This is a genomic window from Streptomyces sp. CA189 (assembly GCF_056428985.1).
In genome coordinates, this window is sequence record NZ_JBWJVM010000015.1 from 78,228 (window position 1) to 104,971 (window position 26,744).

The window sequence follows — 26,744 nt, forward strand, 5'->3', positions numbered from 1 at the left end:
GGCCCGGCCGGCCGGCTACCGGGCGGTGATCCGAACGGAGTCGACCGTCACCTCCTGCTTGGGCGCTCCGTCCTCCCGGCCGTCCTTGGTCCCCTTCCGCGCGATCTCGCCCAGCACGTGCGCGTTCCGGGTGACCTTGCCGAACGGGGTGTAGTGCGGGGGCAGCCGGGTGTCCTCGTACACGAGGAAGAACTGGCTGCCGTTGGTTCCCGGCCCCGCGTTCGCCATGGCGACCGTACCGGCCGGATAGACGGCGCCCGCCAGGTTCTCGTCCCCGAACCGGTAGCCGGGCCCGCCGGAGCCGGTTCCGGTCGGGTCCCCGCATTGCAGGACGAAGATGCCTGCGGTGGTGAGCCGGTGGCACGTGGTCCCGTCGAAGTACTTCCGGCCGGCCAGGTACGCGAAGGAGTGCGTGGTGCACGGCGCCTTCGCCGTATCGGCTTCGAAGACGACGACGCCGTGGTTGGTGCGGAGCGTGGCCGCGTACGGCCGGAGACGGCTGACATCCCCGGACGGAGTCCCCACGTTCCTGGCCGCCTTCCCGTCCGGCGTGTACGCACAGGCGGAGGCGGCCGAGGCCGGCCCCGTGGGCCCGCTGAGCAGCCCGGCGGCGAGTGCGGCGCCGGCGGCCACCCGGAGAACGTTCGAGAGCATGGGGGATCCAATCCAAGAGCAGGGACCGGATCTTGATATCGGTGTCCCGCTCCGCCCCGGGGAGAAACGCCGTGCGGGTCCTTCGATCAGCGGACCGAGCAGCAGGCGTCCACAGGCTTGGCTCGGCGCCCGCGGGGGAGGATACGGCCCGTCATGCCCGCACGGGCGCCCGTCGTCGAGCGCGGCGCCGTCCGGACGAGGAACCAACCGGGGAACCACACATGAACCATCGGCCCGATTCCTTCGAGATCCATCCCGGCGCCGGCGCGTCGCCGGTGATCCTGCACGTGCCGCACTCCTCGCGCGTCATACCGTCGTCCGTCCGCCGCGGAATCCAGCTGTCCGACCAGGCCCTCGAACGGGAGCTCGACCACATCACCGACTCCCACACCGCCGAGATCGCCGCGGCGGCCGCGGCCGGCTCCGCCGTCACGCCGTGGCGGTTCGTCAACGGGCTGTCCCGGCTGGTCATCGACCCCGAGCGGTTCCCCGACGAGCGCGAGGAGATGCTCGCCGTGGGCATGGGGGCGGTGTACACCCACTCCACCCACCGGGAGCGCCTGCGCCCGGAGGGATTCGACGCCCGGCCCCTGCTCGACCGCTACTTCCACCCGTACGCGGACGCGATGACGCGGGCGGTGGAGGACCGGCTGGCGGCTGCCGGACGGGCCGTGATCATCGACGTGCACTCGTACCCGACGGAGCCCCTCCCGTACGAACTCCACGGAGACGGCCGCCGCCCGCCGGTCTGCCTGGGCATGGACCCCTTCCACACCCCGGCCGCCCTCCTCGCCGCCGCCGAGAAGGCGTTCGCGGGCTTCGGCGGCACCGGCCTCGACAGCCCCTTCGCCGGCACGTACGTGCCGCTGAAGTACTACGGCGAGGACGCCCGGGTCGCAGCTCTGATGGTCGAGATCCGCCGCGACACGTACATGTCGGAGCCCGGCGGCCCGGCCGGCCCCGGCCTCGCCGCACTGGCGGAGGCCCTGACGCACCTCGTGGACGGCCTGCTCCCGTAACCGGGCACGTACGGGTTTCCCGCGGGCACCGGAGGCGGCCGTGCCGGAGAAGGGCGTGCCGGAGACGGGCGTGCCGGGCGGGCCGGGCGGTGGATCGCGGGGCCCGCGGGCGTGTCGGTCCTGGTCCGGGCCCTTGCCGTCCGGCACGGTGGGCGCGGCCGGTGGCCGTCCGCCATGACGGCCCCAGAAGCGCGCGAAGGGGTGCGTATGACGGAGCACGCCAACTCCCGGACCAGCCGCCGCACACTCCTGCTGGCCGCCGGATCGGCCGGAGCCGCCGCACTGGCGGCGGCCTGCTCAGGTCCGGCCGCTACTCGGGGCGCGGCAGGCAGGCCCCAAGCCCCCGCGTCCCCGACCACGACGGGAGCGTCCACCCCGGCGTGCGTGCTGACCACGGAGTCGGGCGAGGGTCCGTACTACCTCGACCTGGACCGGGTCCGGTCCGACATCACGGAGGGCCGGGCCGGCGTACCGTTCCGACTGGACCTGACGGTGGTCCGGGTGTCGGCCGGCTGCCAACCGGTCGCCGGCGCCGCGGTCGATATCTGGCACGCGGACCCCTCGGGTACGTACTCCACGGGCAAGGACACCTACCTGCGCGGCACCCAGCTCACGGACGCCGCCGGGCGCTGCACCTTCCGCACCATCGTGCCGGGCTGGTACCGGGGCCTGGCGCCGCACATCCACTTCAAGGTGCGTCCCGACCAGCACACCGAGACGTCCTCGCAGTTCTTCTTCCCGGAGGAACTCCTCGCGCGCGTGTACAAGCTCCAGCCCTACGCCCGCCGCCCGGCACCGGCCCACCCCAACACCCGCGACAGCCACTACCGGGAGTCGGGCGCGGCGATGACCCTGACCCCGGCGCCGGACGCGGCCGGCTACCGGGCGGCGTACACCGTGGGCATCAGCTGACATCCGGCGGCGGCGGCCCCTGCCGCCGGGACCGACGCCGACCGGGTGCTACACGAGGAAGTCGCGGAGGACGGTGACCATCTCCTCCGGCGCTTCGAAGGCCAGAAGTGGCCCGAGTCGAAGAGGTGCACGCTGCTCCCCTTCGGGAGTCTCGCAAGGACCTCGGGGTCGGTGTAGAACTCGCGGGGCTGCAGCGGGTCGCCCGCTCCCTGCAGGAGCAGGACAGGCCACTGCCACGCGCTGGTTCGTGGTCGATGTCCGATGTCCCGTCCCGCTGCCCGCCTGGGACGGCGTGCACCAGGTGTGCGACCCCGAGCGCCCCGCCTCCTACATGCGCATCGGCGAGGACCGCTACCGGTGGGAGTTCCGCCTCACCGACCGGGAAGCCGAAGCGGCCATGGCGGACTGTTCCCGCACCCTGCGGCTCCTCGCGCCGTGGACCGGGTCCATCCCCGAGCACCACCTCGAAGTGGTCCGCCGGGCCCGCTACACCTTCCGCGCGCAGGTCGCCGACCGCTGGCGCCGGGACCGTGTCTTCCTTCTCGGAGACGCCACCCGCCTCACCCCGCCCTTCATCGGCCAAGGACTCGGTGCGGGCCTGCGCGACGCCCACAACCTGGCCTGGAAACTCGCGAGCGTCCTCCGGGGACACAGCTCCGAAGCCCTCCTCGACACGTACGAGAGTGAACGCCGCCCGCACGCGATCCACCTGGTCCGCACCGCGGTCCTCATCGGCCGGGCCATGACCAGCGGGCACCCCGCCGCCCGGATCTCACGCCGGGCAGGTCTCGCGATCGGCCGGCACACGAGCCTGTCGACCCGAGCGGCGCTGACCACCCTCAGCCCCGCCCTGCGTGGCGGAGCACTCGCCGGCCGAACCCCCATCCCCCCACGGAGCCCACGCCCGGGCGAACTCGCGCCCCAACCCCCGGTCCGCACCCGCGACGGACGTCCCGCGCGCCTCGACGACCTGCTCGGCGGGGGTTTCGCGCTGCTCACCTGCCGTCCCCTCACCCCCGGCGAGGACCGTCTCGCGCATTCCGTACCACGGGCGCCCTCGGCGCCTGGCTCCGCGGTGGCACGGCCTTGCTCCGCCCGGACCGGGTGGTGCGCGCCTCTCAACATGGCAGGAGGGAGTCGCTCGTGGAGTCGGCGCACGGCTGGGCCGACGTCCTGGCACCGGCGGGCCCCGTGCGGGCGGACGGCAAGGCGGACGGCAGGGCGGCCGACACCCGATGGGAACGCAGTGTGTCGGTCTCATCGCAATGAGTGATGTTCCAGGTGTGCCGGGACGCCTGGCGGGCAGTTATCCGGCATGCTCTCGGACCTGATCGAACGGCTGCGGCACCTGCCCCGCCCACGCCGGACTCCCGTCTTCACCGCCGACTTCGCCTCTCCCTCCCAATGGATCGCCGGCCGCTCGTGGGCGTATCCCGACGGCGGCCCGGTCAACCCGGGCGACAACAAGCTGGACCACCTCACCGACGACCCCGCCTACAGCCGCGGCGGGGTCTTCCGGGCGACTCCGCGCCCCGACGGCAACTGGGACAGCGGGCTGCTCACCACCGAGGGCAGCGACGAGGGGTTCCAGGTGCGCACCGGCGACGTGCTGGAGGCCCGGGTCAAGCTGCCGGTGCAACTCGGGGCCTGGCCCGCCATCTGGACCTGGCGCGACGGCGGACAGGAGATCGACGTCTTCGAGTACCACCCCGACAACCCGGACCTCCTCGAACTCTCCAACCACGTCCGGGAGGCGCACCGCTACCACCGCGACCCGGCGGTCCGGCCCGGAGGGTGGATCGACCTGAAGGTCGAGTTCGGGAGGGGCTCGGTCGTCTGGTGGGTCAACGGCGACCGGGTCTTCAGCGACGGCAGGGGAGTGGGCCGCGGCTGGTCCGCCTACCTCATCGTCAACCTCTCGGTCTGCGCGGGCAGGTACCACCCGGCGCCGGAGCCCGGGGTGACGGAGCTGTCCTACGAGGTTGCGCAGTTGCGGGTGTACCGGACGCGTCACGGGCTGCTCTGAGGCGACGACGCGGCGACGGCGGCCGGATTTGGAGGGAAGCCGGTGGCCGGGACGCGCCCTGGACGCCGAATCCGGGGTGCGTTAGCTTCCGGCGCCATGAGGCTTCTGGGAGTTGGCATGTGCGCGGCGGCTCTGTTGCTGGGGGTGGTGGCCGCCCCGGCGCAGGCCACAGACGCGTCGCGGGACCTCCGGGGTGCGCGCTGGACGCTGAAGGAGACCGGCAAGGACGCCCGCTTCCGCGGACTGGCGGCGGTGAGCCGGTCCACGGCCTGGGTCGCCGGATCGAAGGGGACCGTGCTGCGCACCTCGGACGGCGGGCGCAGTTGGCGCGACGTCTCGCCGCCGGGGGCCGTCGCGGAGGGACTGGAGCTGCGGGACATCGAGGCCTTCGACGGGCGGCGCGCCGTGGCCCTGTCCATCGGTGAGGGCGAGGCCTCCAGGGTGCTGCGCACCGAGGACGGAGGCGCCACATGGACGGAGACCTTCCGTAACTCCGACCCGCGGGCCTTCTACGACTGCCTCACCTTCTTCGACTCCCGGCACGGGCTCGCGATGAGCGACCCGGTGGACGGCAAGTTCCGCATCCTGTCCACGGACGACGGCGGCCGGAGCTGGCGGGTGCTGGCGAACACCGGGATGCCGGACGCGCTGCCGGGTGAGGCGGGCTTCGCCGCGAGCGGCCAGTGCCTGGTGTCCGCAGGGCCGCGCGACGTCTGGCTGGCCACCGGTGGGGGCCCGGTCGCGCGGGTGCTGCACTCCGCGGACCGCGGCCTGACCTGGCAGGCCGCCGACTCCACGCTCCGCGCGGGCGACCCGGCGCGCGGGGTCTTCGCCCTCGCCTTCCGGGACCGTACGAGGGGTCTGGCGGTCGGCGGTGACTACCGCACCGGGCAGGCCTCCCCGCAGGCCGCGGCGGTGTCCTCGGACGCGGGCCGCACCTGGAGCCCGGCGTCGACCCCGCCGCCGGCCTACCGTTCGGGCGCGGCCTGGTTCCCGTACGGCGCCGGCACGGCCCTGGCGGTGGGCCCGACGGGCACGGACGTGACCGGGGACGGCGGCCGGACCTGGCGGGCGCTGGATTCGGGGTCGTTCGACACGGTCGCCTGCACGCCGGATGCCGGCTGCTGGGCGTCGGGGGAGAAGGGGCGGGTCGGGCGCCTGGAGGGCGTGCGCGGGGGCTGACCGGCGTCACCTGCCGCGGTGTGGAGCGGTCAAGTCCCTTGATCCGGCGGCCGCTTCGGCGGTCCGGTCCGTGATCGAAATCGAGGTGCGCGCGGTCTACGGGGGCTGGCAAGCTGCGCCGGTGAACCGTGAATAGATCTCCAGGATCGCCCATGCCGACCACCCGATAAAATCTCCGCTCGACGACGAGTCGGTACGCAGACTTCTGGAGCGGGCCCTCCCGCGCGGCGACGAGCGGGTGCTCGATCTCGGGTGCGGCAGCGGGGAATGGCTCCTGCGCGCTCTGGCCGGCCGCCTGGACCTGCGGGCCGAGGGCGTCGACATCTCCGAGGACGCTCTGGCGCAGGCCGACCAGGGGGCGGGCCGCCTCGGCGTCCGGGAGCGCCTGGCCCTCCACCGACAGGAGGCCGCGGACTTCGTCTCCGCGCAGCCGTTCGACCTGGTGCTCAGCGTCGGCGCCACGCATGCCTTCGGCGGTCTGCTGCCCACCCTCGCCGCCGCACGCAAGCACCTGGCTCCGGGCGGCCGGGTCCTGATCGGCGAGGGATTCTGGGACTGCCCGCCGTCCCCGGAGGCCGTCGAGATGTTCGGGGAGCTGGCCGACCTGGCGACCACCGTGGACCGTGTCGTCGCCGACGGGTGGACTCCCGTACACGGGCACGTCAGCACCCGCCGCGAGCTGGACGATTACGAATGGGCCTGCTGGGGGTCACTGGCCTCGTGGGCCCTGGACCACCCCGCCGATCCGGACAGCGCGGACGTGCTGGCGACGGCCACCACCCGCCGCTCCGAATGGCTCCGCACCTACCGGGACGGCTGGGGCTTCGTCTCCCTGGTCCTGTGCCAGACGCCGAGCTGAAGGACGTGCTTCAGCGGCGTCACACGTAGTCGACCGTGACCTCCTGGAAGCCCAAGGAGCGGAGCAGGCCCTCCAGCATCGTCGTGGTGTTCTTCTCCGTGCGCTCGACGAGGCCGCTGTCGCGGGCCGCTTCCGTGATGTGCTGAACGGCCAGGCGCTGTACGGCCTGTTCGCCGGCCGGATCGTCGGTGAACAGGTCGCCCAGCCGGTCCAGCAGTCCGCGCTGCTTGGACACGGCGTACGAGCGGTCCAGGTCGAGCGCCGCCGTACCGAGGACGGCGTGGGGCAGGCGGAGCGAGACCTCGGTGCGCTCCTCGTTCACGGTGACGGCCTGGGCGCCGAGCGCGCCCAGATCCACGGAGCCGCTCACGGAACCCGCTCCGACGTAGAGGGTCCGGGTCCCCCGGACGGAGTCCGGCAGGAAGGCCGCGTCCTTCTCCAGGTCCACCACGACCTGGAAGTTGCCGGCGGCGCCCTCGTAACGGTGCATGTCCTGGATCGACTTGAGCAGGACCGGCCCCGAGCGGTCCACGGTCTCCTCCCCGAACAGGCCGCCGAAGGAGGGCAGAAGACCGAAACGGCCGGCCAGCACCAAGGCCACCGCCAGCACGGCCAGCCCGCCGAGGGCCCGCCCCCACCACGGCGGCCGCCGCGGCTCCCTCCGCGGAGCGGGTACACGCTCCGCGTCGTGCTCCGAGTTGTCCATGCGCTGCGGATGCCCGCCCCGCGCGCTCCCACTCCCCGAAGCACGCAGGGGCAACGGCCGCAGGCCTGCTCGGCCGCAGAACCGCCGCCCGGGCTACCAGGCGCCGCCCGATGCGCCCTGGGTGTGGGCGGATCGGCCGGGGGCGAAGGACATCCGGTTCCAGGTGTGGCGGCGGCCCCGGATGGCCACCGAGTAGGCGTACATGACCTCGGGGTCGCACATGCCGGGGAGGTAGGAGTCGCCGAAGTGGTGGGCGTCGAAGCCGGCTTCCTTTGCGTTCAGGGCGAGTTGCGGCACCACGTTCGCGTGGGAGCCCTCCTGGCTGGTGCCGATGGCGCCCATGACGATCGCACCCGCGTCCTGGACCGCCGCGACGGCCGTCGCGGCCAGCTCGCGGGTCATGCCGGGCAGGGTGCCCGGCAGCGGCGCGACCACGCCGTCTGCGCCGGCGTCGACGAGGGCGGTCAGCCGCGCGGGGGTGACGCGTTCGGGGCAGCCCGCGTGGTGCATCTTGCCCGACCACAGGGCCGCGTCGTCGCCGAGCCCCTTGCGCAGCTCCTCGGTGACCCGCGCCATGCCGTCATAGGTGCCGCCCGTCCCGGGATTCGCGGTGATGCACAGCAGGGCGGCGCCCATGTCGACGAGGCGCCGGGCGTGCTCGGAGGTGGCGCGGCGGATCTCCGGGACGTCGCCGGGCTCCAGGTTCACGCCCACGGGGCGACCGATCAGGCGGGCGAGATCGGTGAAGGACGCGAAGGTACCGAGACCGGGCATGACGAGCCGCTCCCCGTCCCAGGCCCGCTCGATGAGGTTGAGGATGACGATGTCGGCGCCGAAGGCGGCCACCAGCTCGGCGTTGTGCACGCCGCGCCCGTCGGGGTGCGGGGAGAGCGCGGCGCGCTCGGCGAAGACCTCGGCCACCATGGTGCGGCCCTCGGCGGCGGCCACCGCCCGGGTCAGCTCGCGCCCGCGCAGGGCGGAGAGCGCGTCGCGGTCTAGGTCGAGGATACGCGGAGTGGTCATGGCTACGACCCTAGCCACCGGGCGCCCCGGCTCCCGGCCGCCGTTGGTCCCCCGTCGGGGGCCCTTGGCCCCTGCCCGCTCGTCTCCGCCTACGCGTCCTCCCGCCCCTGACGGGCCGGACCCGCCGACGCCGAGCACGCGGACACCCCCGCCCGCGGCGAACGCCACCGCCAGAGGGGAGCGAAGCCGTCAGCGCCGCTCCCACGTCGTGAGCGCCTCGTCCGCCGCGTCGCGGACCTCCGGGACGGGGTGCGCCCCCAGCTCCCGCAACACGCGCAGGGCGGGGCCGAGTCCACTGCCGGTCGACACCGCCCGGCTCGCATGGTCCTCCGCCAGGGCCACCGCGTAGAGGCCCGCGAAGAGCCCGTCCCGGGGCGGAACCGAGCCGTTCCGGCGCCGCGCGAACCACCGCGTACCCGAGGCCCCGACCGCCGGCGCCGCGTCGCGCGCCTCCGCCGGCTCGGCCGGGGAGACCCAGGGCGAGCAGCGGGCCATCGCCACCGCCGTGCGGGCCGCGAGCAGCGGCCGGCCGCGTACCGCCCGCGCCTGCGCCCGCAGCTCCCGCTCGGGTGCCGCAGCGGCCGGGTCCCACAGCGGGTCCCACAGCGCCTTCCGAGCCGTGACCGCCCACCGCAGGCTCGCCTCCTGCTCCGCGATCAGCGCGACGCCTCCACGGCCGCCCGCCGCCCGCCACACGGCCACGTGGCTCTGAGGCTCGGTAGAGCTCCGGATGACGGAGCGGTGAGAGAGGTGAGAGAGGGGAAGCGAGCGGGGCTTCCACCCCGCCAGGTGGCCACCGGGCGGGGCGGAAGCGGCCGGCTGCCGGTCAGCCACCGATCAGGTTCCGTTCACACGGCCGTGGCCAGGAGCGCGGCAGTCCGGGCGATGAGGGGGGGGTGTCCGCCGGGGCGCCGGGGTGGGATTTCGTCGTCAGGACGGCGATGACCAGGGGTGGCCGGCCGGGGGGCCAGGCGATGGCCACGTCGTTGTTGGTGCCGTACGCGCCCCCGCCGGTCTTGTCCGCGACGGTCCAGTCCGCCGGCAGACCGGCCCGCAGCCGCTCTCCGCCCGTCGTGTTGCCCAGCAGCCAGCCGGTGAGCCGCCGCCGGTCCGCCGGATCGAGTGCGGTGCCGAGGACGAGGCGCTCGTAGGTCCGCCCGATGGCGTACGGGGTGGTGGTGTCGGTGACCCGCCGGGGTTCGGCGCTGTTCAGCTCCGGTTCCCACCGGTCCAGACGGGTCCTCCAGTCTCCCGTCGAGCGGGCGAAGCGGGTGACGGCGGCCGGGCCGCCCAGCTCGCGCAGGAGGAGGTTGGCGGCGGCGTTGTCGCTGAAGCGGATCGTTGCGTCGCTCAGCGCGGCGATCGTCATGCCGTCGGCGAGGTCCTCCGGCCGGCCGGTGATCGGGGCGTACCCGGAGGAGACGGCCTCCCGCGCGGTGTAGCGGACGCGCTTGGCCAGGAACTCCCCGTCCCGGTCGAGGTCGCGCAGTACGGCGGCCACGGCCAGGGTCTTGAAGACCGAGCAGATGGGGAAGCGCTCCTGGGCCCGGTACCGCACGGTGCGGCCGGTGGCGGTGTCGTGGGCGTAGACGCCCAGGCGGGCGGAGTGCTCCCGTTCCAGTTCCGCCAGCCGTAGCGTGACCTCGCCGCTGCCGGCGGGGGGCGCGGACGCGGCGAAGGCGCTCCCGCCCGCAGGCAGCGAGGCCGCCAGTGCCGCTCCGGCCCCCAGCGCGAGCAGGGTGCGTCGGGACGGGCTCTTTTCTGTGGTGTGCACGGTCGTCCTCTTCCTCTCCGGACCAAGATCTCAACCCTTCACCACGCATGCCCCGCCGCGCCGAGGGTGACGCGGAAAGCGGCGTTCGACGTGCCGGTGGCCTTCGATCCGGGGGCCGGAACGACCCATCCACCTTCCCCCGAAAGGGGTACGAGTGGCCACGGAGGGTGAGATCCGGGGCTCCCGGCGGTGACCCGCCCCACAGGACCTTGGTCACATACCAAGCGGGATAGTAGTCCTTAAACGCCCCTTACCCACCCCCTCACACCGGCTCCCACCTGCACCGATAGCCACCCGGCCGGGAGGGGGCCGTTCCGCCCCGGCTGCGAGGACCACTAGTAAGAGGGGTCGTTGCCAGGCGCCCCGGACCCCCGTAGAACTGGATGAGTCGCAGGGCGGACGGAGATCCCCCGGATCCCCGCTCCCGCCGACGAACCCCTCTCCTCCACGTGAGTGGCTCCGGCATGCCTGCTGCGACCGCCCTTGTCCCCGTCGAAAGGCCAGTCCGTGTCCAACACCGTCATCCGCCGCATCGCCGCTTCGAAGAAGACCCTCGCGGGTACCGTCCTCGCCCTGGGCGTCGCCGGTTCCATGCTGGCCGCGGTTCCCGCGCAGGCCGCCCCGATGAGTGCCAAGGCGATCGCCCAGCAGATGATCAAGGACCCGGCGCAGTTCGCGGCGTTCAACAACATCGTGTCCCGCGAGAGCGGCTGGAACCACACCGCCACGAACTCTTCCTCGGGCGCCTACGGCCTGGTCCAGGCCCTGCCGGCCTCGAAGATGGCCTCGGCGGGCTCGGACTGGAAGACCAACCCGGCCACCCAGATCAAGTGGGGCCTGGACTACATGAACTCCCGCTACGGCAGCCCCGAAGGCGCCTGGACCTTCTGGCAGAACCACCACTGGTACTAAACCACCAGCGGATCGCGGGGACACGAAAACGCTCGGCCGGACCTTCCGGCCGAGCGTTTTGCGTGCGTGCGTGCGTACGTACGTTGCGTACGTGCTTACGTGCGTACGCGGGCTCCGAGCCGGCCGCGTACTGACCCCTCAGCGCTGTGCGCCCTCCCTCTCGGCCCGGTCCACCAGCCGTGAGAGCTCCGTACGGGAACGCACGCCGAGCAGGGCGAAGACGTTGCGCAGGTGGTGGTCCACGGTGCGCGGGCTGACGGAGAGGCTCAGTGCCACCTCCCGGTTGGTGGCACCCTCGGCGACGCAGCGCGCGATGCGCAACTGCTGCGGCGTCAGGAGGGACAGCCCACCCGTCGGTACGGGGGCGGGCGCGTCACCGGTGGCCCGCAGTTCGGCACGGGTCTGCTCGGCCCAGGCCGGGGCCCCGCAGCGCTCGAAGGAGACCAGCGCGTCCCGCAGCCGGTTCTTCGCCTCCGCCGGACGGCGCCTGCGGCGCAGCCACTTCCCGTACAGCAACTGGGTGCGGGCCCGCTCGAAGTCGCCGTGCACCGTCTCGTGCCAGGTCAGTGCCAGGGCGTAGAACGCGTCGGCGCTGTCGTCCGGCGGGGCCACCAGGGCCCGGCACCGGGCCAACTGCGCCGGCGCCTGCGGGTCGGTGCCCTGAGCGGCCCAGAGGGCGAACTCCTCGACGGCCGCCCGCGCTTCCGCCGAAGCCCCGGACAGAACGGCGGCTTCGACGAAGCAGGGCAGGGCGAGCATGCGGACGGCGAAGTGGCCGCGCCCGGGCCCAGGCCGGGTCAGCGGGCCGAGCCGGGCGGCGGCCTCGAAGGGGCGCCCGCGGCACAGGTCCGCGCGTGCCGAGGCCCATTCGGCCAGGGTGACGGCCTGCAGGAGCCCGTGTGGGCGTGCGATCTCCACGGCGGCGCCGGCGTGCGCGGCGACGGCTGCCGCGTCGTCCTCGACCGAGGCGACCAGGGCCAGGATCGCGTGCTGCCCGGCGGCCACGTTGCGCTGGCCGGCCCGGTGGGCGGCGCGGAGGCCTTCCTGCGCGTGGGCCCGGGCCCGTGCGTGCTGGCCGGCCCGCAGTTCGGCGTAGGCGAGGTGTTCGAGGATCCGCGGGGTGAGGGAGGCCAGGCCCAGCGACCGGGATACGGCCAGGGCCCGCGCGTTGGCCCGGCACGCCGCCGCGATGTCGCCGAGCACCAGCGCGGCGACCCCGGCCCGCAGCAGGCGGGTGGGGTCGTCGTCGTCCCGCGCACGGTCGAGCACCCGGCGCAGCGGCGACTCCGCCTCGGCCAGGTGTCCGCAGAGCGCCGTGCGCAGTCCCGCCCGGTAGTCGCGCCTCGGATCCTGCGGCGGTGAAGGGGGCGTAGGGATGGAAGGGGGCGTAGGGGTGGAAGGGGACGGGGCCCGGGGTCCCGGCCGTACGGACGGCACGTGCCGGACCCGCGCGTACGGGTCGGCCGGCGGCGCCGGTGCGCGGGCGACGGCGGGGTCCCGTTGCGGAGCCGCGAGCGGGGAGGGAAGCGGTGCCTCGGCGAGGGCGGCGAGGCAGGCCTCGGCGTCGCCCGCGGCCCACGCCGCGTCCATGGCCTCCATCCTGGCTTCCAGGGCGGCCTCCGCGTCGGACGGGTCGAGGCGCTCCGCGGCCATGAGCAGAGCCTGGTAGGCGTCGGCAACCGGCCCGTCCCGCAGGGCGAGGCTGCCCCGGACCAGTTCCGTGCGGCCGTGCACCGTGTCGGGGGACGCGCCCTCCCGGGTGGCCGCCAGCAGCCGGTGCGCCCTGCGGGGATGTCCCGCCAGGCGGGCGTAGTCCGCCGCGGCGGTCAGGTGTGCGGTACGGGCATCCTCGTGGGCGGTGAGTTCCGCGGCCCTGGCCAGGGCGGCCGAGCGCTCCATGCCGGACGTGGGCGTGCCGGGAGCGGCCGCCGCGACGAGGCCGGCTGCGAGCGCGGCGTCGGGCCCGTGCGCGGCCAGGGCGAGGTGGAGCAGGTGGCGCAGCCGGTGGCGGTCGGCGTCGATGACCGAGGCGAGCAGGGCGTGAGCGGCCCGGCGCTGCGACGACGGAGCGCCGGTGTAGACGGTCCGCCGGAACAGGGAGCCCGCGAAGGTGATGCGGTCCCCGGCGTGGTGCACCAGCCTCGCCGCCTCGGCGGGATCCAGCGCGGCCGCGCCCAGCCCGGCCTCGCGGGCGGCGCGCAGGACCAGGGAGGCGTCCGCGCCCGCCGCGTCGGGGTCGGGCTCGTGCGCGGCCGCCGCCAGGAGCAGGAGCTGTCGTGTGGAGGACGGCAGTGGGGTGAGGCGGCTGCCGAAGGTGGCCCACAGGGCGCCGCCGTCCACGAGCGGGCGGGGAAGGGGCCGATGACCACCGAGCTGACCCGGCGTCAGGCGCTGGGCGAGGGCGGTCAGAACGGCGGGGTTCCCCTCTGCCTCGGACAGCAACTCCGCCCGTACGGCGGGGTCCAAGCCCCCGCCGGTGAGGTCACGCAGGAGGGCGGTCGCCGCACGGTCGTCGAGGGGGCCGAGGCGGATCACGGGCACCCCCGTGAACTCCCGCTCCTCCGCGCGGTGTTCGGCCGCCGAGAGCAGGAGCCCGATCGGGTGCGCCGGGTCGGGGTGCCGCGCGGCCGCGCCGAGGACGGCCCGCGAGGGCGCGTCCCACAGGTGTACGTCGTCCACGCAGACGAGCAGCGGCTCTCTGTCCGGGAGGTGCTGCCGCAGCAGTTCCAGCATCTCGGCCGGCCGGTCCGTTCCGCACGCGGCCCGCGGTGGAGCATCGCCCCGCCCCGCGGCCGCCGCACGCAGCAGCGCGGCCATGCCGTCGTAGGGGCCGGGGTCCTGGGGGAGTGGGCGGGGGAACAGGACGGTCCCGGGCCTGAACTCCCGGGCGGCCGCGGCCAGTACGGAGCTCCGACCCAGTCCGGGCTCCGCCACGAGCAGCAGGGCCCCGCCGTGCCGGGCCGCGAGTCGGCCCGACAGGGCTGCCGTAGCTTCCAGTTCGGTCGTCCGGCCGTATATCCGGCAAGGACTCTCCACGGTCGTCTGTCCGGTCACGCCGGTGAGGTTACTGCCGTGTAAACAGCGGCGGAACCCCGGACGCGGCCGGTGGTGGGGGCCCGAGTGCGCCTCCGCCACCGGCCGGGGGCCGATCAGGAGGTGTGGGGGCAGGTGTCCCGGTACTCCTCGATGGTCGGGCCGGGGCTCGGCAGCGGGCAGAGGAACTGCTCGTAGCGGGTGTCGTCGTCCACGAACCGCTTCAGCCAGGCGACGCTGTACTTGGCGATGGTGGTGTCCGAGGTGTTCGGAGTGAAGTGCGAGGCGTTGTTCAGCTCCAGGTACGCCTTGTCGAGCGAGCTCGGCATGCTCGCGTAGAAGGGCTCGGAGTGCGTGGCGACCGGGGCGATCGTGTCGCCGTCGGCCCCGACGACCAGGGTCGGCGTCTGGATCTCCGGCCAGGACTTGTCGGTGTTCCAGCCGGTGAGCGCGATCGCCGCCTGCAGCGAAGGCCGGTTCTTGGCGGCCTCCAGCGTGCCGCCGCCGCCCATGGAGTGCCCCATCACCCCGAGCCGGCTGCTGTCGATCCGGCTGCGGACGGTACTGCGCTGCGTCAAGTAGTCCAGTGCGAAGAGCAGTTGGCGCCCCCTGCTGTCGGGCTGGTCGAGGGTGGTGAGCGTGTCGATGGTCAGGACGACGAAGCCCTGGGAAGCCAGTCGCGGGCCGAGCCAGGCGATGGACGACTGGCTGGCGGTGTAGCCGGGTGAGATCGCCACGGCGCCGAAGGTTCCGTCCGCGGTGGACGTGGGGTAGTAGACGGTCCCGCCGCCGAAGCCGCTGACCAGCAGGGAGGACACGCTGGTCTGCGATACCGCGTAGGAGCCGCGGGCGGCCTCGATGCTAGACGTGGTCGGTGCGGGTCCCCGCTCGTACGGATTGACCGCGGCCTGTGCTCCGGAGGCGGTGAACGTGGCGAGCGCGCCGACGGTCACGAACGCCGCCAGGGCGGCCACGAGCGTACGGAGCCGCGTCCCCCCGGCGCCGGCGGGTCCGGCCGAGCGGTGCTCCGTACCGGCACCCCCCTCGCCGGAGTGGGCCCGCCGGGTGTTCTCGGTGTGTTGCTGCTGCACGACGGAGTCGTCCTCTCGGTCGTGGCGGAGCCGCCCCGGAGGTCGGCCCGTCCCCGGCTCCGTGCCGAGGGCCGTGCCGCCCGCCGTGTGTCCCGCCGCTTTCGCTGGCCGGACCACTGTCACGGCGTACCCCGCGGTCGCACATCGGCGGAACCACCGGTCTCGCCGACGGACGGGCGCGCGGCGACGGGCCGGTGGTGAGCGTCGTCGGGTCAGCCGCCCGACAGCCGGTACGCGTCGCGCGCCAGGGTCAGCGCGATCAGGTCCCGGGGACGGGACAGGGACTTCGACGTCAGGTGCTCCAGGCGGCGCAGCCGGTTGAAGACCGTGTTGCGGTGGCAGTACAGGCGGCTCGCCGCGCGGCCCGCCGAACCCTCCGCCGCCAGCCATGCGTCGAGGGTCTCCAGCAGCATCGCCCGGTCCGCCGGGTCCAGCTCCAGCAGGGGGCCGAGCACCGCCTGGACCAGCTCGGCCGACAGCTCGGGCTGGCGCACCACCAGGGCCGTGGGCAGCCGGTCGGTCAGCCGCACCAGCACCCGTTCGTCCTGCCCGCAGGTCCGCAGCGCCGTCTCCGCCAGCCGCCGGGCCCGGCCCAGTTCGGCCAGTCCGTCCACCACGGGGCTGATTCCGCCCGGCCCGGGGCAGCGGTCCGCGAGCTCCGCCGCCAGATCGGCGGGCGAGGAGTCGCCCAGCGCCACCACGGCCAGCTCCCGCTCCGTGCGCATCCGCCAGAACAGCCGCATGCCGCCCGCCGCCACCACCCGGTGCACCGATTCGCCCCGGTCGGCCGGCAGCACCACCACCGCGTACCGCCCCTGCTCCGGCAGGTCCAGGGCGAGGGCCACCTGCGCGGCCAGGGCCGGCGCGGTGTCCCCCTCCAGCAGGGCGTCCAGCAGGGCCTGTGCCCGCTCGTCGCTGCGCCGGCGCATCTCCACCTCCGCGGTGCGGTACGCCTCGGCGGTCGCGGCCGCCTGCTGCTCGATCCCCGCCCACATGGCCCCGGCCGCGCGGGCCAGGACGGGCAGCGCCTCCGGATCCTTCTCGGTGACGATGTCCAGCAGCGCGTCCCAGGTGAGCCGGCCCGCCCTGCGGTACGCGTAGAGCAGCAGGTCCAGCGGCAGCCCCTGCTCGGCCCGCCGACGGCCCAGCTCCTCCGCGTACGCGAGGTCCTTGCGCGGGCCGGACCGGGGTGCGGCGAAGGCCTCGATCCCGTAGTGCATGGCCTCGCTGACCTGTTGCCAGTGCTCGTCCCGCGGGACGGCCAGGTCGAACAGCGGCGAGTGCTTCGCCAGATCCCTGATGAGCTGGTCGGTGAGTCCGGGAATGTCGGCGATCAGTACGTCCGCCGCCGACACCAGGACCGACCACTCCTGTTCCGTGCGCGTTCTGCGTCCACCCATGGCCGCTGAGGATGTCACCCCGCCTCCGCCACCGTAAGGGGCGTGCGCGACAGGTCTGTGCGCGTGCACAGCACGCCCCTGTCCGGGCTGGTCATCGGCAGCGATTCCGCATCGGGCCGTGGACGCCCGCCCCGGCCTGGTGCTGATGTGTGCGCCAGCACAAGGCCGCCCAGAGGAAGGAGAGGACGTGGGTTCGCTACAAGTGCGTGCGCTGTCCATCGGCTACGGGCCGGTCCGGGCACTGCGCTCCGTATCGCTCGACGTGCCCGCCGGCGCGGTGGTCGTCGTACTAGGCGGGAACGGCGCCGGGAAGTCGACGCTGCTGCGCGCGGTGTCCCGGACGCTCGGATTCCACCGGGGCGCCGTCACGAGCGGGAGCATCGCCTTCGACGGCCGGCCGCTGGACGGGCTCACCCCGGACCGGGTCGTCGCCGCCGGGGTGGTGCAAGTACCCGAGGGACGCAAGGTGTTCACCCGGATGACCGTCGCGGACAACCTGCGCGCCGGGGCCCTGGGCGGCCGCGCGGGATCCCGCGCCGATACGGCCCGCTCCCTGGCCCGGGTGCACGAGCTGTTTCCCGTACTGGCCCAGCGGGCGCGGCAGCGGGCCGGCCTGCTGTCCGGTGGAGAACAGCAGATGCTGGCCCTGGGCCGGGCCCTGATGGCCCGCCCGCGCCTGCTGCTGCTCGACGAACCGACCCTCGGGCTCGCGCCCAAGATGGCCGCCACCATCGCCGAGACCATCACCGAGATCAACGCCTCGGGCGCCTCGGTCCTCCTCGTCGAGCAGAACGCCGCCCTGGCGCTGAGGCTCTCCTCGCACGCCTACGTCCTGGAGGTCGGCGAGGTGACCCTCGACGGTCCGGCCGCCGAGCTGGCCGCCTCGGACGAGGTACGGCGCCGCTACCTCGGCATCACCGACGAGGCCGCCCCGGCGGCGGAGTCCGCCGGGGCGCGGCGGGAACTGCGCAGGTGGTCCGCGTGAGCGCGCCCGCGTCCCAGCCGTCCCAGCCATCCCAGGCGTCCCAGCCGTCGCAGTCCCCGCACTCCTCGCCCGCTCACGCGGCGCCCCCTCCGCTCACCGTCACGGACGTCACCGTCCGCTTCTCCGGCCTGACCGCGCTCGACTCGGTCTCCTTCACGGTGGACCCCGGCAGCGTCCACGCCGTCATCGGACCCAACGGAGCGGGCAAGTCCACCTGCTTCAACGTGCTGTCCGGGGTCTACCGGGCCACCGGCGGAAGCGTCCGCTTCGGCGCCGCCGAGCTCACCGGCCTCGCCCCGCACGCCGTGGCGGCCCTCGGCATCGCCCGCACCTTCCAGAACCTGGCGCTGCCCCCGCACACCACCGTCGCCGACAGCCTCCTGCTGGGGCGCCACCGGCTGATGCGCACCGGATTCCTGGCCGCCGGGCTGCGGCTGCCCGCCGCCGCGCGCGAGGACCGCCGGCACCGCGAACGGGTTCGGGAGATCGCCGAGTTCGTCGGGCTGGAGGGCGACCTCGCGGCGCCCGCCGGCTCGCTCCCGTACGGCAAGCAGAAACTCGTCGAACTGGCCCGGGCCCTGTGCATGGAGCCCCGGCTGCTGCTCCTCGACGAACCCGTCGCCGGCATGACCGCCGACGAGAGGCAGCGCACGGCCGCCGTCATCGCGGGCGTCCGGGACGGCCTCGGCATTTCGATCGTGCTGGTGGAACACGACATGGGGGTGGTGATGCGGCTCGCGGACGCGGTGACCGTACTCGACTTCGGCAGGCGCATCGGCGGCGGGACTCCCGCACAGGTGCAGAACGATCCCGCGGTGGTCCGCGCGTACCTGGGAGAGGAGGAGCCGGCCGCATGACCACGTTCCTCGAACTGCTCCTCGGCGGGCTCTCCATGGGCTCCGTCTACGCGCTGATCGCCCTCGGCTTCGTGGTCATCTTCAAAGCCACCGAAGTGGTCAACTTCGCCCACGCCTCGCTGCTGCTGGCCGGCGGGTACGTCACCGCGACCCTGCACGAGGAGCTCGGATTCTGGGGCGCGCTGCTGGCCGGCGCCCTCTCGGCGGCCGCCGTCGGGGCGGCGATCGAATTCCTGGTGATGCGGCGCTACCGGGGCCAGGACCAGAGCGTGCTGGCCATCGTCACCATCGGCGTCGACATCCTCCTCATCACCGACCTCACCCGGCGCCTCGGCACCGACGTCCTCTCGCTCGGCGATCCCTGGGGGGACCGCGTGGTCCACCTCGGCGCGGTCACGGTGCCCCAGACCCGGATCGCCGCCATCCTCGCCGCCGGCCTGCTGATCACGGTGTTCCTGCTCGTGTTCCGGCACACCTCCTGGGGCGTGGCCATGCGCGCCGCCGCCGAGCAGCCGGAGACGGCCGCGCTGATGGGCGTACGGCTGGGCCGGGTCTCGCTCGCCGCCTGGGCCGTGGCCGGGTCGCTGGCCGCCGTCGCCGCGCTCTTCCTCACCGTCTTCCCCACGCCCGGCCTGGAGCGGGCCACGTCCCTCGCCGCCCTGAAGGCCTTCCCGGCCGCGATCCTCGGCGGTCTCGACTCCACCTCCGGCGCCCTGGCCGGCGGCCTGATCGTGGGAGTCACCGAGGCGCTGGCCACCGGGTACCAGGGCCAGCTGACCTTCCTCGGCCGGGGCATCGGCGACCTGGCCCCGTACCTGGTGATGGTCGCGGTCCTGCTGATCCGTCCCGCCGGACTCTTCGGCACGAAGGAGCTCGCCCGTGTCTGACACCCGCAGCCCCGTGCTGCGACCCGAGGCCGCCGTCCCGGTCGGGGCCACCCGGCCGCGGCTGCTCAGCGCCCGGAACGCGGCGGCCGCAGCCGCCGTCCTGGTGCTCCTCGCCCTGCCGTTCTACCTCGACCGGTTCTGGCTGCAGGCCGGGCTGTTCGCCATCGCCGCCGCCATCGGGGCCATCGGGCTCAACCTGCTCACCGGAGCCACCGGTCAGCTGTCGATGGGCCACGCCTTCTTCCTCGCCGTCGGCGCGTACGGGTACTGCGCGCTCGCCGGGGACGGCAGCACGGCGGGCAGCCACACACTGGTCGGACTCGGCCTGCCGAGCTGGCTCGCCGCGGTCCTGGCCGTCGCCCTCGCCGGAGCGGCGGGCGGCATCTTCAGCCCCATCGCCGGCCGCCTGCGCGGCGCGTACCTCGGCATCGCCACGCTCGCGCTGATCTTCATCGGCCAGCACGTGCTGTTCAACGCCACCAGCGTCACCGGCGGCTTCAACGGGCGGGAGGTGGAGCCGCTGTCCCTCTTCGGCTTCACCTTCGACGACACCGAGACCGTCATCGCCGCCGTCCCCTTCCAGTCCGCCGAGAAGCTCTGGTACGTCGCCCTCGCCGCCCTCCTCTGCGGCGCCCTGTTCGCGCGCGGCGTCCTGCGGGGCCGGCCCGGCCGGGCCATGAACGCCCTGCGCGACCACAGCATTGCCGCCGGGGTGATGGGAGTGCCGGTCGCCCGGTACCGGGCAGCCGTCTTCGTGCTGTCGTCCATGTACGCGGGGCTCGCCGGCGTCCTGCTCGCCCTGGTCTTCCAGCGCACCGTGCCCGACTACTTCGGCATGGTGCTGTCCCTGGAGTACCTCGCCATGATCGTGATCGGCGGCCTCGGCACCGTATCGGGCGCCGTCGTGGGCGCCGTCTTCGTCTCCCTCCTGCCCCAACTCCTCACCCGCTACAGCGACGCACTCCCGCTCGTGTCCGCCCCCGGAACGGGCGGGGTCTCGCCGGGCGAGGCCTCCCGCTACCTGTACGGAGCGGCCGTCGTCGTGGCCGTCCTGTTCCTGCCCGGCGGTCTCACCGGCATCACCCGGATCGTCCGCACCCGCACCACACCCTCGAAGGAGCGAACGTGAACAGAAGAAGGCACGCTGCCGCGGTCCTGGCGGCCGCACTCGTCCTGACCGGCGCCGCCGGGTGCAGTGGCAAGGCCAAGCCCGCCGCGGGCGAGGGCGGGGCCAAGCCCGCCGCGGGCGGGGTCAAGGCCGGAGCCGGGGTGAGCGACAAGAGCATCAAGCTCGGCGCGCTCACCGACATGACCGGCGTCTACGCCTCCCTCGGCAAGAGCGTCACCCAGGCCCAGCAGCTGTGGGTCAAGCAGACCAACGCGGCGGGCGGCATCTGCGGCCGCACCATCGAGCTGACGGTGCGCGACCACGGCTACGACCCGCAGAAGGCCCTCGCCGCCTACACCGAGCTGGAGCCCTCGGTGCTGGGCTTCGCCCAGTTCATCGGCTCCCCGTTCGTCGCCGCCGTCAAGCAGCGGATCGACGGTCAGGACAAGGGGCTGGTCATCCCGCAGGCCTGGTCCGCCTCGCTGCTCGGCAGCCCGTACATCCGTACGGTGGGTGCGACGTACGACGTCGAGACGATCAACGCCGTCGGCTTCCTCCTCGACCAGAAGCGGATCGCCTCGGGCGACAAGATCGGGCACGTCTACTTCGAGGGCGACTACGGCGAGAACGCGCTGACCGGTGCCAAGGCCATCGCCGCGGAGGCCGGCCTCACCGTCGTCGAGCAGAAGATCAAGCCGACCGACAACGACATGACGGCCCAGGTCGCCGCGCTGAAGCAGGCCGGGGTCAAGGCCGTCGTCGTCAGCGCCGGCCCCCGCCAGGCCGCCTCGCTCGTCGGGGTCGCCGCGGCGGGCGGCTGGGGCGTGCCGATCGTGGGCAACAACTCGGCCTTCGCACCGCAGCTCCTGGCCACCCCGGCGGGCGCGGCCCTGCAGAAGGACTACTACGTCGCCTCCTCCGCCCTGCCGATCGGCTCGCCCGAGGCGGGCCCGGCCGCCCTGGCCGCCGCCTACAAGGCGGAGTACCCGGACTCCGGCCTGGACAACGGCGTGGTGGCCGGCTTCACCGCCGGAGCCCTGTTCGGGGAGGTCCTGAAGAAGGCCTGCGCCGACAAGGACCTGACGCGCGAGGGCGTCCGGGCCGCACTGCTGAGTCTGAAGTCCTACGAGAACGGCTTCGGCATCACCCACGACTTCTCGGACCCGAAGGCCCCTTCCACCCGGCAGAGCGTGATCCTGAAGCCCGACGCGACGGTCCCGGGCGGCATGAAGGTGGTGAAGGAGGCCACCGCGGCGCCCGCCGCGACGAAGTTCACGCCCGCTCCCTGAGCTGAGCAGCGGGCAGTAGACGCACGGTGCCGCCCCGACCCGTGTCGGGGCGGCACCGGCGTGATCCTCACAGGGGCGGCCCCGCCCGCCCGGTCCGGGTACTTCCGGGAGGTTCGGCATCTCCCGATGAAACGTTTGACGCGGTTCCGGCCAAGTACTGGATGAGGGGGCCGTCCGGGTTCCCCGTGCAGGGGAGGAACCGGGTGCTCAGCCCACGACACGAGACCGGCCCGCCGGGTCTCAACACACCAGAGGGGTTCGGGGCGTTCTACGAGGAACACTTCGACGCCGTCCTCGGATTCGTCACCCGCCGGGTCTCCGACCCGCACCGGGCGGCCGACCTGACCGCGGACATCTTCCTCGCCGCCATGGCCTCGGCCGCCGGATACCGGCCCGGCAGGGGGGCTCCGATCGCCTGGCTGTTCGCGATAGCCCGCACCATCCCGTCGGGCGCCCGCGGGCCGGCGCGCGAAGGCGGAGCACCGGCGCGGCTCAGCGGCCGCGGGCTCCTCGACGCCGAGGACCTCGCCGCGCTCGAGGAACGCATCGACGCCCAGTGCGCCTTCAGACAACTGGCCGAGTGCCACGCCGTCCTGCCCGAGCCGCTGCGCGCCGTCCTCGACCTCGTCGTGGTCGACGAACTCACCCTGGCCGAGGCCGCGCAGGTTCTCGGCGTCACCCGGGCGACGATCCGTGTCCGCCTGCACCGCGCCCGGCGCGCCTTGGGCGCCCAGGGCCCCGTCATCGAAAGTCAGTTGGAGGTATCCCGATGAGCGACAGGCCCAGTGGGTTCGAGGAGCGCCTCAAGGCGGCGCTCATGGCCCGCCTCCCGGAGGTGCCGCCCGCGCCTCCCACCCGATCCCTCGCCCGGCGGTACGGCATTCCGGTCGCCGTGGGCGTCGCGACGGCGGCGGTCGTCGCTGTGATGGCCCTGCCCGGCGGTACCCACAACGGCTCCCGGCCCGCCAGCGGCGCCACCGGGTCACCGGCTCCTTCGGCCACGGACGCGCCCGAGATCAAGCGGGACGCCGACGGCTCGCTCCGGTTCGATCTGCCCGAGAACCACCAGGTCCCCGGGCTCGTGGCGCGACTGAAGGCTCTCGGAGTGCAAGTCGCCGTGGTCCCGTCGCGGCCGCGGTCCCAGTGCTCCGAGCTGGGAGGCGGTTACCGGGGTCCGCAGGCCGACCCCGAGGCCGAGATCATGCAGAGCGGCAGCGGCAGCGGCAGCGGCTTCGGCTTGAAGGTCGACGCGAAGACGGTCCCGCCGGGCTACACGCTCACGTTCCGGTGGTCGGACTACCACCCGCTGGGTGAGCGGGGGATCGGCTTCGGAGTGATCGAGACGTCCAAAGTGCCGTCCTGCTCGATCGACTACTCCGAGGGACTGGAGGAACTGCTGAAATCCCGCTCTGCCAGCCCGGCACCGTAGCGACGGAGACCGACCCCGGTGCACACCGGGGTCGGACGACGGCGACCCGCCGGTTCCTTACGGGCGCGCCGTGAAGGCCGCTTCGGTGAACTCCGTGACCTCGGTGAAGCCGAGCCGGCGGTAGAGGCGGACGGCGGTGGCATTGTCCGCACGGACGTTCAGCCCGATGTGGTCCACGGTCTGTGCCAGCCGCCGGCACAGTTCGGCCACACAGGCGCCGCCGGCGCCCTGTCCGCGTACCCGCGGATGCGTGGTGACGTTCCCGATCGCGGCGACCCGGTACGCGGCCGAGTGGACGTGTACGCCCGCCACGGCGACGAGCTGCCCTTCCTGCCGGATACCCACGTACTGCCCGGTGTCGAGCATGCGGTGGTCGAACCAGTTCCCCGGGTACGCCTGCTCGAACAGCTCGAGCAGCTCCGGAAGATCGTCCCGGCTCAGCGGGACGGGCCGCCACGGTCCGGCGGGGTACCGGTCGGCCATGCCGGGCTCGGTCAGCGCCATCCGAAGGAGGGTGCCGTGTGACTGCACGGCGTACGCGGATTCCAGTACCTTCGCGGCGTTTCCGGTCAGGTGCCCGAGGAAGCGCCGGGGGAGTACGGGCAGCAGTGCCTCGGCCAGCTCCTCCAGGGCGGCGGCTTGCCCGGGGCGGGTGAAGCCCAGAAGCGTCGGAACGTCGCCGACGGCGTACAGCAGGGCAACCGGCCCGTCCTGAGACAGGGTGTACCAGCTGGTGTGGGGCCACGGCAGGTCGTCGAGGTCGCCGAGTTCCATCAGGTTCATGACCGGATCCCGTTCGAAGCGGGCGGCCAGGGCTGATCGGTCGTGAAGGCTGTGCAGGATCACCCGCACAGAGTAATGCGGGGTCCGACCCGGTCCGACGGCGAGGTGGGCTACGGAGGGCTGGCGGACGCAGCGACGCCCCGCACCGAAAGGGTGCGGGGCGTCAGGCTGCTGCGGCTCAGAGGGGACGGATGTCCTCGGCCTGCGGGCCCTTCTGGCCCTGGGTGACCTGGAACTCGACCTTCTGGCCCTCCTGGAGCTCACGGAAGCCCTGGGCGTTGATGTTGGAGTAGTGGGCGAAGACGTCGGGGCCGCCGCCGTCCTGCTCGATGAAGCCGAAGCCCTTTTCCGAGTTGAACCACTTCACAGTTCCGGTGGCCATCTTTGCTCCCTGTCGGGGACGAGGGTCCTCGCTGGTGAGGACCCTTGGGTGTGGGTTGCTTTGCCCTGGTCCTCCGACGCTTGGTGAAGCGGTACTTCGGACACACGACTGCCGATCACGAGGCATGATCTACCCACTTGCACGAGGAGGGCAAACCGATGATCGGTTTGCCCCGGAACCGGGTGTATCCCCGACGGCGGTCGACGAGCCCATGACCCGCTGCCTCTAGGGTGGTGCTCATGGAGTCGTACACGATGGGGCAGGCCGCCGAGCTGCTGGGCGTGAGCGTGGACACGGTGCGACGGTGGGCGGACGCGGACCGCTTCCCGACCCACCGGCAGGGCAACCGGCGCATCGTGGAGGGGCCCGACCTGGCCGCCTTCTGCGTGGAGGTCGCACATGAGCGCGCCGATGACGAGGACGCCCCGTACACCTCGGCGCGCAACGCGTTCCCGGGGATCGTGACCGCGATCAAGCTGGGCGGCGTCTCGGCTCAGGTGGAGGTCCAGGCGGGCCCGCACCGGGTGGTGTCGCTGCTGACCCGGGAGGCAGTCGAAGAACTCGGCCTGGAGCCGGGCGTGACGGTCACCGCCCGGGTGAAATCGACCAGCGTGCACGTCGAACGCGGCTGAACGGTCTTGGAAGGGTGGGTGGGCCTGGCCGGTCTGGCCGGTCTGGCCGGCGGCCTGCTGATCGCGGTGATCACCGCACCGGTCGGCGTCTCCGGGGCGGTGTTCCTGTTGCCCGTTCAGCTGAGCGTGTTCGCGGTCCCGAGCCCGGCGGTCACACCGACCAACCTGCTCTACAACGTCGTCGCAGGCCCCGGCGCGCTCCTGCGCCACCACCGCACCGGCACTCTGCACGGGCCGTTGGTACGCCGACTGGTCCTCGGCACCCTGCCCGGCGTGGTCATCGGCGCCGTCATCCGGGTGTTCGCGATCCCGGGCCCGGCCGTCTTCAAGGCCCTGGTGGCCGGCTTCCTGCTCCCCCTCGGACTGTGGCTGATCACCCGCACGCTCCTGCCGTCCCGCCGGTCCGGGCCGGCCCCTGGCGGACTGTCGCCGCGCTCGGTGACCGGCCTGGCCCTGGCCGTCGGCGTGGTCGGCGGGATCTACGGCATCGGCGGCGGCTCCCTCCTCGGCCCGATCCTCGTCGGCCGCGGCACGCCCGTCGCCCAAGTCGCCCCGGCGGCCCTGGCCGCCACCTTCGCCACCTCCGTGGCCGGCGCCGCCACCTTCACCCTGCTGGCGCTCTCCGGGCCCGGCGGCATCGCGCCGGACTGGTTCCTCGGCCTGGCCTGCGGCACCGGCGGACTCATCGGCGGCTACCTCGGCGCCCGCCTCCAGCCCCACCTGCCCGAGAAGGCCCTCCGGCTCCTCCTGGGCGCCCTGGCCACCGGCGTCGGCACCCTGTACGCCGCTCAGGCCCTCACCTGACCGCGCCGCAACCGACGCCTCAGGCGCGGCGGACCCGCCAGAGCCAGGCTGCCGTGCCGGCCAGCAGGGCGAGCGCCGCCAGGTTGGCCAGGTTGGCCGGGGTGTCGCCCGCCGGGGCGGCGCTGGACCACTTCCAGATGCTGATGGCGACGGTCGGCAGGACGGCGGTGAGCAGGACGCCGGTGGTCTTCTGGACCGAGGTCCAGTGCACCGACGTGCAGAGGAGCACAGCGCCGACGACGCGGAACAAGGTGCTGCAGAACCCCGCGGCGGGGGCGTAGGGGAAGACCGCGGCGACGAGGAAGGGGAGGGTGAGCATCAGGAGCGGGACCAGGGGGTGCACCTTGCCGCGCCGGACGGATGCGCCGGCGCCGCTCCCAGCCGAGGTCCCGGCGACCACGGTGCCCGCTTCGGCCAGTGCCGTCGCCGCGATGGTACGGGGGTCCCCCAGCTCCGCCAGGACCTCGTCGATCGCGACGTGGGGACGCTCGGCGCGCGTCACCTCGACGTGTTCGGCGAGGTCGGCGAGGAGTTCCCGGCGCCGGTCGGCGGGCAACGCCGAGGCCTCGCGCTCGACGGCGGAGAGGTAGTCGCGTACGGGGTCGGCCGAGGTCTTCATGCGGGGTCTCCGGTGGAGTGGTGCGGGGTGGCGAGGAAGTCGTCGACGGCGTTGCGGAAGCCGGGCCAGACGCGGGTGAACTCGTCGAGTGCGGCGCGGCCGCTGTCGGTGAGCGCGTAGTAGCGGCGGGGCGGTCCGGAGGCGGACTCCTGCCAGGTGGTGGTGACCAGGTCGTCGCGGCGCAGCCGGGAGAGCAGCGGGTAGACCGTCCCCTGGCTGGTGGCCAAGGTGCCGGAATCCTCCAGGGCGTGGAGGATTTCCACGCCGTAGCGGGGGCGGTCCCGCATCAGGGCGAGTACGCAGTACTCCAGGACGCCTTTGCGCAGCTGGGCGGCTGCCCGGGCCTGCTTGGTCGAATCACCTGGTTCCATGCGATGC

At 73.6% G+C, this 26,744-nt stretch carries 28 protein-coding genes; 16 read left to right on the forward strand and 12 right to left on the reverse strand.

Going from position 1 to position 26,744, the window contains the following annotated elements; all coding sequences use genetic code 11:
* Positions 1 to 15 precede the first annotated feature (15 nt).
* Complete coding sequence (locus AC061S_RS15085) at positions 16 to 654, reverse strand: peptidylprolyl isomerase (protein WP_478686443.1); 639 nt, start codon at positions 652 to 654, stop codon at positions 16 to 18.
* Between the two features lie 221 nt (positions 655 to 875).
* Here AC061S_RS15085 and AC061S_RS15090 point away from each other — a divergent pair, with 221 nt between their 5' ends.
* From AC061S_RS15090 to AC061S_RS15115, 6 genes are all read left to right on the forward strand, one after another.
* Complete coding sequence (locus tag AC061S_RS15090; RefSeq protein ID WP_478686444.1) at positions 876 to 1,673, forward strand: N-formylglutamate amidohydrolase; 798 nt, start codon at positions 876 to 878, stop codon at positions 1,671 to 1,673.
* 207 nt (positions 1,674 to 1,880) lie between these two features.
* Positions 1,881 to 2,585 carry a dioxygenase family protein gene (locus tag AC061S_RS15095; RefSeq protein WP_478686445.1) on the forward strand — a complete coding sequence of 235 codons (705 nt, stop codon included), beginning with the start codon at positions 1,881 to 1,883 and terminating at the stop codon, positions 2,583 to 2,585.
* A 247-nt stretch (positions 2,586 to 2,832) separates the two neighbouring features.
* The gene (locus tag AC061S_RS15100; protein ID WP_478686446.1) at positions 2,833 to 3,858 is read left to right on the forward strand and encodes an FAD-dependent monooxygenase; all 1,026 of its coding nucleotides are present in this window, start codon (positions 2,833 to 2,835) and stop codon (positions 3,856 to 3,858) included.
* A gap of 42 nt (positions 3,859 to 3,900) precedes the next feature.
* The gene (locus tag AC061S_RS15105; RefSeq protein ID WP_478686447.1) at positions 3,901 to 4,611 is read left to right on the forward strand and encodes a glycoside hydrolase family 16 protein; all 711 of its coding nucleotides are present in this window, start codon (positions 3,901 to 3,903) and stop codon (positions 4,609 to 4,611) included.
* Between the two features lie 117 nt (positions 4,612 to 4,728).
* Positions 4,729 to 5,793 carry a WD40/YVTN/BNR-like repeat-containing protein gene (locus AC061S_RS15110; protein WP_478686448.1) on the forward strand — a complete coding sequence of 355 codons (1,065 nt, stop codon included), beginning with the start codon at positions 4,729 to 4,731 and terminating at the stop codon, positions 5,791 to 5,793.
* A 136-nt stretch (positions 5,794 to 5,929) separates the two neighbouring features.
* Entirely contained in the window at positions 5,930 to 6,652 is a 723-nt protein-coding gene (locus tag AC061S_RS15115) for an SAM-dependent methyltransferase (RefSeq protein ID WP_478686515.1), read from the forward strand.
* Positions 6,653 to 6,671: 19 nt separating this feature from the next.
* Here the strand turns inward: AC061S_RS15115 and AC061S_RS15120 are convergent, their stop codons facing one another.
* The 4 genes from AC061S_RS15120 to bla form a co-directional block, all read right to left on the reverse strand.
* Positions 6,672 to 7,358, reverse strand: coding sequence for a DUF4230 domain-containing protein (locus AC061S_RS15120; protein WP_478686449.1), 687 nt, complete (start codon positions 7,356 to 7,358; stop codon positions 6,672 to 6,674).
* Between the two features lie 93 nt (positions 7,359 to 7,451).
* On the reverse strand, positions 7,452 to 8,381 hold the full coding sequence (locus AC061S_RS15125; protein WP_478686450.1) for a DUF7916 family protein: 930 nt from the start codon (positions 8,379 to 8,381) through the stop codon (positions 7,452 to 7,454).
* A 189-nt stretch (positions 8,382 to 8,570) separates the two neighbouring features.
* On the reverse strand, positions 8,571 to 9,083 hold the full coding sequence (locus AC061S_RS15130) for a hypothetical protein (protein ID WP_478686451.1): 513 nt from the start codon (positions 9,081 to 9,083) through the stop codon (positions 8,571 to 8,573).
* 124 nt (positions 9,084 to 9,207) lie between these two features.
* The gene (bla, locus tag AC061S_RS15135; protein ID WP_478686452.1) at positions 9,208 to 10,155 is read right to left on the reverse strand and encodes a class A beta-lactamase; all 948 of its coding nucleotides are present in this window, start codon (positions 10,153 to 10,155) and stop codon (positions 9,208 to 9,210) included.
* Between the two features lie 507 nt (positions 10,156 to 10,662).
* Between bla and AC061S_RS15140 the strand changes: the two genes are divergently transcribed.
* Positions 10,663 to 11,067 carry an aggregation-promoting factor C-terminal-like domain-containing protein gene (locus AC061S_RS15140; protein WP_478686453.1) on the forward strand — a complete coding sequence of 135 codons (405 nt, stop codon included), beginning with the start codon at positions 10,663 to 10,665 and terminating at the stop codon, positions 11,065 to 11,067.
* A gap of 138 nt (positions 11,068 to 11,205) precedes the next feature.
* On the opposite strand, the gene AC061S_RS15145 is transcribed toward AC061S_RS15140, so the two are convergent.
* The 3 genes from AC061S_RS15145 to AC061S_RS15155 form a co-directional block, all read right to left on the reverse strand.
* On the reverse strand, positions 11,206 to 14,121 hold the full coding sequence (locus AC061S_RS15145; RefSeq protein WP_478686454.1) for a helix-turn-helix transcriptional regulator: 2,916 nt from the start codon (positions 14,119 to 14,121) through the stop codon (positions 11,206 to 11,208).
* A 95-nt stretch (positions 14,122 to 14,216) separates the two neighbouring features.
* The gene (bdeA, locus tag AC061S_RS15150) at positions 14,217 to 15,074 is read right to left on the reverse strand and encodes a bis(hydroxyethyl) terephthalate hydrolase (RefSeq protein WP_478686516.1); all 858 of its coding nucleotides are present in this window, start codon (positions 15,072 to 15,074) and stop codon (positions 14,217 to 14,219) included.
* A 329-nt stretch (positions 15,075 to 15,403) separates the two neighbouring features.
* The gene (locus tag AC061S_RS15155; protein ID WP_478686455.1) at positions 15,404 to 16,591 is read right to left on the reverse strand and encodes a PucR family transcriptional regulator; all 1,188 of its coding nucleotides are present in this window, start codon (positions 16,589 to 16,591) and stop codon (positions 15,404 to 15,406) included.
* Between the two features lie 145 nt (positions 16,592 to 16,736).
* On the opposite strand from AC061S_RS15155, the gene AC061S_RS15160 reads away from it, so the two are divergent.
* The 7 genes from AC061S_RS15160 (at position 16,737) to AC061S_RS15190 (ending at position 23,146) form a co-directional block, all read left to right on the forward strand.
* On the forward strand, positions 16,737 to 17,576 hold the full coding sequence (locus AC061S_RS15160) for an ABC transporter ATP-binding protein (RefSeq protein WP_478686517.1): 840 nt from the start codon (positions 16,737 to 16,739) through the stop codon (positions 17,574 to 17,576).
* 128 nt (positions 17,577 to 17,704) lie between these two features.
* Positions 17,705 to 18,433 (forward strand): ABC transporter ATP-binding protein, encoded by a 729-nt coding sequence (locus tag AC061S_RS15165; protein ID WP_478686518.1) that lies wholly within the window; start codon positions 17,705 to 17,707, stop codon positions 18,431 to 18,433.
* Positions 18,430 to 19,320 (forward strand): branched-chain amino acid ABC transporter permease, encoded by an 891-nt coding sequence (locus AC061S_RS15170; RefSeq protein WP_478686456.1) that lies wholly within the window; start codon positions 18,430 to 18,432, stop codon positions 19,318 to 19,320. Before AC061S_RS15165 ends, AC061S_RS15170 begins: the two co-directional genes overlap by 4 nt.
* Complete coding sequence (locus tag AC061S_RS15175; RefSeq protein WP_478686457.1) at positions 19,313 to 20,449, forward strand: branched-chain amino acid ABC transporter permease; 1,137 nt, start codon at positions 19,313 to 19,315, stop codon at positions 20,447 to 20,449. The genes AC061S_RS15170 and AC061S_RS15175 overlap by 8 nt, the downstream gene beginning before the upstream one ends.
* The gene (locus tag AC061S_RS15180) at positions 20,446 to 21,717 is read left to right on the forward strand and encodes an ABC transporter substrate-binding protein (protein ID WP_478686458.1); all 1,272 of its coding nucleotides are present in this window, start codon (positions 20,446 to 20,448) and stop codon (positions 21,715 to 21,717) included. The genes AC061S_RS15175 and AC061S_RS15180 overlap by 4 nt, the downstream gene beginning before the upstream one ends.
* 203 nt (positions 21,718 to 21,920) lie before the next feature.
* Complete coding sequence (locus tag AC061S_RS15185) at positions 21,921 to 22,490, forward strand: RNA polymerase sigma factor (RefSeq protein WP_478686459.1); 570 nt, start codon at positions 21,921 to 21,923, stop codon at positions 22,488 to 22,490.
* Positions 22,487 to 23,146, forward strand: a complete 660-nt coding sequence (locus tag AC061S_RS15190) for a hypothetical protein (RefSeq protein ID WP_478686460.1) — start codon at positions 22,487 to 22,489, stop codon at positions 23,144 to 23,146. The genes AC061S_RS15185 and AC061S_RS15190 overlap by 4 nt, the downstream gene beginning before the upstream one ends.
* A gap of 57 nt (positions 23,147 to 23,203) precedes the next feature.
* Here AC061S_RS15190 and AC061S_RS15195 read toward each other — a convergent pair whose 3' ends face one another.
* Positions 23,204 to 23,992: a GNAT family N-acetyltransferase gene (locus tag AC061S_RS15195; protein WP_478686461.1), complete on the reverse strand. Its 789-nt coding sequence runs from the start codon at positions 23,990 to 23,992 to the stop codon at positions 23,204 to 23,206.
* A 115-nt stretch (positions 23,993 to 24,107) separates the two neighbouring features.
* A complete protein-coding gene (locus AC061S_RS15200) occupies positions 24,108 to 24,311 on the reverse strand; it encodes a cold-shock protein (protein WP_243336897.1) in 204 nt (67 codons plus the stop codon).
* Positions 24,312 to 24,550: 239 nt separating this feature from the next.
* Between AC061S_RS15200 and AC061S_RS15205 the strand changes: the two genes are divergently transcribed.
* Positions 24,551 to 24,943, forward strand: a complete 393-nt coding sequence (locus tag AC061S_RS15205; protein ID WP_478686462.1) for a TOBE domain-containing protein — start codon at positions 24,551 to 24,553, stop codon at positions 24,941 to 24,943.
* 18 nt (positions 24,944 to 24,961) lie between these two features.
* Positions 24,962 to 25,747, forward strand: coding sequence for a TSUP family transporter (locus tag AC061S_RS15210; protein ID WP_478686463.1), 786 nt, complete (start codon positions 24,962 to 24,964; stop codon positions 25,745 to 25,747).
* Between the two features lie 19 nt (positions 25,748 to 25,766).
* Here the strand turns inward: AC061S_RS15210 and AC061S_RS15215 are convergent, their stop codons facing one another.
* Both AC061S_RS15215 and AC061S_RS15220 read right to left on the reverse strand, forming a co-directional pair.
* A complete protein-coding gene (locus AC061S_RS15215; RefSeq protein ID WP_478686464.1) occupies positions 25,767 to 26,366 on the reverse strand; it encodes an HAAS signaling domain-containing protein in 600 nt (199 codons plus the stop codon).
* A complete protein-coding gene (locus tag AC061S_RS15220; RefSeq protein WP_478686465.1) occupies positions 26,363 to 26,737 on the reverse strand; it encodes a PadR family transcriptional regulator in 375 nt (124 codons plus the stop codon). Before AC061S_RS15220 ends, AC061S_RS15215 begins: the two co-directional genes overlap by 4 nt.
* Between the last annotated feature and the right edge of the window lie 7 nt (positions 26,738 to 26,744).